Below are 6,673 nucleotides of genomic sequence, written 5' to 3' on the forward strand. Positions count from 1 at the left end.
TTGTTCACTGACGGAGTAGAGGACATGAAAGACAAAAAAGCGTCAGACTCTAAAGAGTTTGTAGGCAATCTCAAGAATGGGATTTGGCTGTTTGGCATCTCATCCTGGCTATTTGGCATTACAGATCGCAGTATTGCTTCGTTTGCTGATGGCTATTTATCGGCATTAGATTTAACGCAACTATTTACGGCGGCTACTTTTTTTGTAGCTTGGCTATTTTTAAAACCGACATCCAGGGTTTAATTCGTTTTTTGATGTAGTCACAATATTTGATTAATTAGGCACTCATTGTCTCAAGTGGGTTGATTTATCCAAGGTAGAACATTTTTTATTAAACCAAGAGTGCCAGACAAGGGCGATTTGAGTTTATCAATCAAAATTTGGGAATACTCATAGTGTTTCGCAGCATTGCTTTGGTTAGGCTCACACTATGAGAGCATTAAAAATCACGTTTCTCGGAATTTGTTGTGTTGTATGCGTTTGTTTGGTGTTGATTTCAGCATCAACAGGATATGCCACAACAGCAGCATCAGTTGATAACTTACGGCAGCAGCAGCAACAAATTAATCAAGAACGCCAGAATGTGATTCAAGAACGCGAGCGCTTGAACAATTTGCAAAAAGCTGCCCAAACTCGTTTAACTGGAATTAACAAAAATATCAATACGACAGATAGTCAAATTCAAGATAGTGAATCGCATTTATTACAAGCCAGCCAATATCTGCAAAAATTAGAAGCCGATTTAGCTGTGGCGCAAAGTAACTACGAACAAAGGCAAATAGCCACAGTAGCACGATTGCGATATCTTCAGCGATCGCATACCAGTCAAGGATGGGCAGTTTTAATGCAAAGCCACAACATCAGTGACTTTATTAGTCGTCGCCATCAATTAAAGTTAGTTTATCAAGCAGACCAGAAAATTTTAGCTAAACTCAACGCCCAAGCAATTCAAATTAATCAGCAAAAAACTAACGTAGAACAGCAAAAAAATGAAATAGCGTTAATTCGGCAGCAGCTATTAGCACAAAAAGCTGATTACCAAACTCAAGCCCAATCACAAGCAGAATTAATTCAACGCTTAAATAGCGATCGCGCCGCCCTAGAAGCAGCCGAAAATCAATTAGAAAGAGATTCACACAATTTAGAGAACTTAATTCAAGAAAAAGTAGCAGCCTTAGAAGGACAAAGCAAAACCAATAGTCGCACCATCATCATTAGGGGTACAGGCATATTTGCTTATCCGAGTAATGCACCTACTAGTAGTCCCTTTGGCTGGCGAGTACATCCTATTTTGGGGTATCGTCGCTTTCATGCAGGTTTAGATTTTGCCGCCAGCTATGGTAGTACCATTCGCGCTGCCGATTCGGGAACCGTAATTTTTGCTGGCTGGTATGGTGGTTATGGTAGAGCCGTAATTATCGACCACGGTAACGGATTAACCACACTCTACGGACACACAAGCGAATTATTTGTTTCTGAAGGACAGGGAGTACAACGCGGACAAGCGATCGCAGCAGTGGGTTCTACAGGGTTATCTACAGGGCCACACCTGCATTTTGAAGTGCGCCGCCGTGGTACACCTGTTAATCCTGCTGATTTTCTTTAATGTCGCCACTCAAATTTACTACCAATCCCAGCCAGCCATGTTATAATGCAAAAGACTAAGGGCGCGTGGCTCAGTGGATAGAGCAACAGATTCCGGTTCTGTGGGTCGGGGGTTCAAATCCCTCCGCGCTCGTTAATGTCAATTTCCAAATTATTTGTCTGCGTTGACAAATTGGTGTCCGGATTGCCAAATTAATGTCCGCGTTGACAAATTGTGTGTCATAGCAGCATCCTGCCATATATAAAGTATGGCAAGACTATTATCTTATAGGGTAACTAATCAGTTTTTATATTAGAGTTAAAATCAAGCTCTTCAAACAAAGAATCTGTTGCTCTATCCTTTCAACCCACCTAAAAATTGAAACACAGTTGAGCTTGAGAGAGCCAACTTACTTTATGCATTTCACCCCACCTCTAGCTGGGAGAGGTGTGGAAACAACCGGCTTGCCCCGTGGCTTGCAAATATTGCCACCTCTTTCAACCCGCCTCTAGCTGGGGAGGGGTGTTGAAACGGGGGTTTAATATTTATGCGGAGTACGCTGACTTCTTTCAACCCGCCTCTAGCTGGGGAGGGGTGTTGAAACCTGACAGAGTTAGCATCAGACGTTCCCCAGATGTAAAATTGATCTTTCAACCCGCCTCTAGCTGGGGAGGGGTGTTGAAACTCTTATGCCATTCCATCGTGATTCCTACTGAATTTTGTCTTTCAACCCGCCTCTAGCTGGGGAGGGGTGTTGAAACTCAAACCCTGGAAAATTTAGATAGTTTTCAGGGTTATCTTTCAACCCGCCTCTAGCTGGGGAGGGGTGTTGAAACTCTGCGCTTCAAACCCTTGATTTGCCAACAGTTCTGAAAGCATTTTTGGCAAGTCTCCCAAAATCGCCTGTCTGTTAACACTTAAAAAAGTAAATTAACTGACACACTAAGGGTTATGAACCTCATTACATAAGCGATTTAAACTTTTGGCAGAACCCCCAGAAAAATTGACCTCGCTTCGATTCGCCAAAAAATAATTAAGGTGGGTTCCTCCTTGCTCGGAGGTGATTCAGTAGCCACCACTGCGGTAAACCCGCACCTCTATTACTGGGGGCGCACCTTATTCCTGCCCTCAAGGGACAGCAGCTTCAAGGTGGGCAGCTACCAGGGCCAGAAAGCAGGACTGCGTACAGTCAACCTAACCCACATTTTCACAGTACAGTCTCTTTCTTTTAAAAAGCATGAATGACCGACAGTGGCTTGTTAAAAAGCCACGGTACTGTGGCGCTATTACTAAATTTTATTTTATTATCAAGGTTCTGTTTTTTGTCAATCAGGTTTTTTGACGAGAATGGTAAGCAACGAGTGCTAATTTTCTAGCTTTCTGTTCTGGACTACCTCGAATTGGCTGTTTTGACTCCTCTATCACAATCCCAGCTTTAGCAGCTGAAGAGCGAATATTTGCAATTAATCTGCCGTAGCTCCACTGATGGACACTAATTCGGTACTCTTTGGCGTACTTTTCTTGAACTTCTATTAATTCTGTGTTGCTGTAAGCCTCAAACAAAGTTTGGGTTAAACTGCGATCACTATCTGAATTTTTTGATTTTTTGGTTTTCTTACGCTTCTTTCCTTTCGCTGGTTGTGCCTCAACTGTATCTGTCTGGGGAGCAAATTGAGCCAGTATTTCAGCAGCTTTACGACGAAGACTCTCTAAAGTAACTCCACTAGCTTCTACTAATTCGGTATCGCTTTTAAGCATTTCCCACCAGCGAATTTTACCCTCTAGTTGGAGTTGCGTTAGCGAAGCTTTGCCGAAGGCATCGCTTCATCAATGCCAACCAAGATTTATAGATGTAATTCACTGTGGTGATCGCACTTGTATAAAACCTTCCAGGCTGACCAATGAAGCGAGGGTCAGTTTTTAAAGGTTGGCACAATTGTTTAACTATACCAGTCGGGTGTTTACCCTTTTGTCGCCAAGTTTCAAACTCAGGATGTTGGGCAACCTGAACCAATAGTTCATTAATCAGTGGCGTATTTAGCTCTGCCATTAACTTCCAAAGTTGATGACGTGTTAACTCACAGGCTATTAGAAAACACTAAATAGTGATTTGGCTCATAAACTTACTAACATGTATGTCTAATAATACCACAAATGTTTAATTAACTGCTATGCCTACAATGATTTCATGCAAGAAACGTTTTTTACGAGTAAACAAGCAGCTGAAATCACAGGCTGCACCCTGCGTCAACTCCAGTACTGGCGGGAAAAGGGTGTGGTTGTTCCTGTTATTGGTGAGACTGGAACAGGGCGTAGTATTTATTACTCAAAACCGAATTTAATGGAACTGGCAGCAATGTTGTATTTTTTGTCTATGGGGCTAAATTTTGATATTGCTAGTACTACGCTGAAAACATTGAAAGACAAAGAACCAGAATTATTTGAATCTGGTAAGGGTACACGGTGGATGCTCCAACGAGATAATTACAAGCGATCGCTCGAACTTGTAGAGTTTGAATTAGAACAAGCGATCGCCCAAATAAAAGCAGGTCAACCTGTAATTCCAGTATGGTTAGATACGATATACGAGCGTATAGCCAGCAAATTGAAAAATTAGACTTCAGCAATTTGGAAGTGTGTTGGAGTGTCTCTCAACAAGAGATATACTGGCGAAGCATTAGTGTCGCAATCTCAGCATCTACTATGGGCAAACTCACGCTGCCGCAACTAGAACGTCATCTTTTTTCTGCTGCGGATATTCTGCGCGGCAAGATGGACGCTTCGGAGTTCAAAGAATATATCTTCGGGATGCTGTTTTTAAAACGCGCCTCAGATGTGTTTGAGCAGCAGTATGAGCAAATTTTGCAGCAGAATTTGCAAAGGGGACGGACACAAGAAGAAGCAAACATGAGGGCAGAAAACCCCACCACTTACAAAGAAACTTTTTTTGTACCAGAAAAAGCGCGGTGGAAATATATTCGTGATGAGCTACATAAAAATGTAGGTCAAGGGCTAAATGATGCTTTGACAGCATTTGAGGACAGTAACAAAACGCTGACAGGCGTATTAAAACATATTGATTTTAATCGTCAAGCCGGTAAAAATCGGATTCCTGATGTTAAGTTGCGGGAACTGATTAAACACTTCAGTAAATATCCTTTGCGAAATGAAGATTTTGTATTTCCTGATTTGTTGGGTGCTGCTTACGAATACCTAATTAAAGAGTTTGCAGATTCAGCCGGGAAGAAAGGGGGTGAGTTTTATACTCCCCGTGAAGTCGTGCAACTGATGGTGCGGTTGCTAAAACCCCAAGCCGGGATGTCAGTTTATGATCCCTGTTGTGGTTCTGGGGGAATGTTAATTCAGGCGAAGCAATATGTAGAAGAATGCGGTGGTGATGCGAGAAATTTAGCCTTATCCGGTCAGGATAATAACGGCGGCGTATGGGCAATTTGCAAAATTAATATGCTGCTGCACGGGATTCGAGATGCAGATATACACAATGACGACACTCTATTTAATCCCCTGCATACTGCTGACGGCGAACTGATACGCTTTGATAGAGTAATCAGTAATCCCCCTTTTTCGCAAAACTATACCCGTGAGGGAATTGCATTCCCTGGACGCTTTACGCATGGTTATTGTCCTGAGACGGGTAAAAAAGCAGATTTGATGTTTGCCCAACATATGTTAGCCGTTCTCAAAACTGACGGGATGATGGCGACAGTAATGCCGCATGGGGTGCTGTTTCGCGGTGGAGAAGAAAAGAATATTCGGGAGAGTTTTATTAAAAATGACCAATTAGAAGCGGTGATAGGTTTACCACCCAATTTGTTTTATGGTACAGGTATCCCCGCCTGTATTTTAGTGATGTGTCCCCCAGGGGCGAAACCTGTAGAACGTCAGGGAAAAGTTTTGTTTATTAATGCTGATGCAGAATATTATGCAGGTCGCGCTCAAAATTATTTGCGTCCTGAGCATATTGAAAAGATTTGCTGGGTGTTTGAAAATTTTGTGGCTTTACCTGGGTATTCGGCTGTAGTCACTCAACAACAATTAAAGGACAACGATTATAACTGTAATATCCGCCGCTATGCTGATAATGCGCCACCACCAGAACCACAAGATGTAAAAGCGCATTTATTTGGGGGAATACCCAAGGCTGAGGTCGAAGCAAAGCGTGAATTATTAGCAGCACATGGGTTTGACTCAAGTAGGATTTTAGCGGAGAGGAATTAGTGGATTATTTGGATTTTATTTCTGCGATTAGCGAAAGAGGGCAGATAAAAAGTTTTATCGAATCTGATGCTGGTGTGCAGCAGCAAGAAAGCAAACTTTATAGTGTGTTTGCTGCTTGGTGGCAAGTACACGCGCCTAGTTTGAGTGAGTTGCCTAAAACTAAAAAGGTGATGGAACTCCGGGCTGAGTTTTTGAGTTCTTTTGTAGAAAGTTTGCTACCTGTGGGATTACTTGACCGCTTTAAAGTGGCGGGTGTGGTTGCTAGTTGGTGGAACGAACAGAGGTATGAACTGAGAACTTTATCAGAGTCAGATTTTGGGGGTTTAGTTGATAGTTGGATAGATACGATTAAAGATGCTTTAGAGCAAGATGAGGATGAGAAGAAAAAGCAAGCAAAATTTGACCCTTTAAATCATAAATTGGTGGGGCGATTGATGCCGGATTATTTACAAGATATTGCTGAGGCTGAGGCGAAAATTGCAGAATTAGAACAGCAAAAAGAAGCTTTTGAGCAGGGTGAGGAAGCTGAGGTGGATGCTGAAGAAGGGGAAGAATCAGAAGCAGTTAATATTGTCAAGGATTTAGAGACAGACCTTAAGTATATAAAAAATTTGATTAAAGAGCCGAAGAAGGAACTCAAGATTTTAAAGAAGACACCTTTATTAAAAAAGGATAAAATTGCTGAACTTGAGGCATTTATTCAAGAGAATGAAGCAGACATTGCCGAGATAGAAGCTCAGTTAGAGGATGTTTGGAAAGTCTAAAAAAGCTCCAGTAACGCTATTGTGTCAGTAGATAAAAATGCGACAGGGTTACTAGAGCAATGTCTACATCATACCCAACAGACCT

7 protein-coding genes, 1 tRNA gene and 1 CRISPR repeat array are annotated in these 6,673 nt (G+C 42.0%); of the genes, 6 read left to right on the top strand and 2 right to left on the bottom strand.

The features are described from left to right. The first annotated feature begins 24 nt into the window (after positions 1-24). From H6G69_RS16765 to H6G69_RS16775, 3 genes are all read left to right on the top strand, one after another. Positions 25-243 carry a hypothetical protein gene (locus H6G69_RS16765; protein WP_190689336.1) on the top strand — a complete coding sequence of 73 codons (219 nt, stop codon included), beginning with the start codon at positions 25-27 and terminating at the stop codon, positions 241-243. A 187-nt stretch (positions 244-430) separates the two neighbouring features. Then, positions 431-1,606, top strand: a complete 1,176-nt coding sequence (locus H6G69_RS16770; protein WP_190689339.1) for a murein hydrolase activator EnvC — start codon at positions 431-433, stop codon at positions 1,604-1,606. Positions 1,607-1,665: 59 nt separating this feature from the next. Then, positions 1,666-1,738: transfer RNA gene (locus H6G69_RS16775), tRNA-Arg, on the top strand. 340 nt (positions 1,739-2,078) lie between these two features. Beyond that, positions 2,079-2,421: a CRISPR direct-repeat array (repeat unit 39 nt; unit sequence TCTTTCAACCCGCCTCTAGCTGGGGAGGGGTGTTGAAAC). 493 nt (positions 2,422-2,914) lie between these two features. Here the strand turns inward: H6G69_RS16775 and H6G69_RS33940 are convergent. Both H6G69_RS33940 and H6G69_RS33945 read right to left on the bottom strand, forming a co-directional pair. Further along, entirely contained in the window at positions 2,915-3,343 is a 429-nt protein-coding gene (locus H6G69_RS33940; RefSeq protein ID WP_242072085.1) for a hypothetical protein, read from the bottom strand. 16 nt (positions 3,344-3,359) lie between these two features. After that, complete coding sequence (locus H6G69_RS33945) at positions 3,360-3,635, bottom strand: hypothetical protein (RefSeq protein WP_242072086.1); 276 nt, start codon at positions 3,633-3,635, stop codon at positions 3,360-3,362. A gap of 138 nt (positions 3,636-3,773) precedes the next feature. On the opposite strand from H6G69_RS33945, the gene H6G69_RS16785 reads away from it, so the two are divergent. Genes H6G69_RS16785 through H6G69_RS16795 form a run of 3 tightly spaced genes read left to right on the top strand, consistent with a single transcriptional unit; the run spans position 3,774 to position 6,588 of the window. Continuing rightward, positions 3,774-4,202, top strand: coding sequence for a MerR family transcriptional regulator (locus H6G69_RS16785; RefSeq protein ID WP_190689342.1), 429 nt, complete (start codon positions 3,774-3,776; stop codon positions 4,200-4,202). Continuing rightward, complete coding sequence (locus tag H6G69_RS16790; RefSeq protein WP_242072087.1) at positions 4,154-5,824, top strand: class I SAM-dependent DNA methyltransferase; 1,671 nt, start codon at positions 4,154-4,156, stop codon at positions 5,822-5,824. Before H6G69_RS16785 ends, H6G69_RS16790 begins: the two co-directional genes overlap by 49 nt. After that, positions 5,824-6,588, top strand: coding sequence for a hypothetical protein (locus H6G69_RS16795; protein ID WP_199336051.1), 765 nt, complete (start codon positions 5,824-5,826; stop codon positions 6,586-6,588). Before H6G69_RS16790 ends, H6G69_RS16795 begins: the two co-directional genes overlap by 1 nt. The last annotated feature ends 85 nt before the right edge of the window (positions 6,589-6,673 follow it).

It is taken from the genome of Nostoc sp. FACHB-110, from assembly GCF_014697425.1.
In the GTDB taxonomy this organism is placed as follows: Bacteria; Cyanobacteriota; Cyanobacteriia; order Cyanobacteriales; family Nostocaceae; genus Nostoc_B.

Coding starts and splice junctions, on each gene's coding strand:
- H6G69_RS16765 (WP_190689336.1), top strand. CDS start 25: ATGAAAGACAAAAAAGCGTCAGACTCTAAAGAGTTTGTAGGCAATCTC.
- H6G69_RS16770 (WP_190689339.1), top strand. CDS start 431: ATGAGAGCATTAAAAATCACGTTTCTCGGAATTTGTTGTGTTGTATGC.
- H6G69_RS33940 (WP_242072085.1), bottom strand. CDS start 3,343: ATGCTTAAAAGCGATACCGAATTAGTAGAAGCTAGTGGAGTTACTTTA.
- H6G69_RS33945 (WP_242072086.1), bottom strand. CDS start 3,635: ATGGCAGAGCTAAATACGCCACTGATTAATGAACTATTGGTTCAGGTT.
- H6G69_RS16785 (WP_190689342.1), top strand. CDS start 3,774: ATGCAAGAAACGTTTTTTACGAGTAAACAAGCAGCTGAAATCACAGGC.
- H6G69_RS16790 (WP_242072087.1), top strand. CDS start 4,154: ATGGTTAGATACGATATACGAGCGTATAGCCAGCAAATTGAAAAATTA.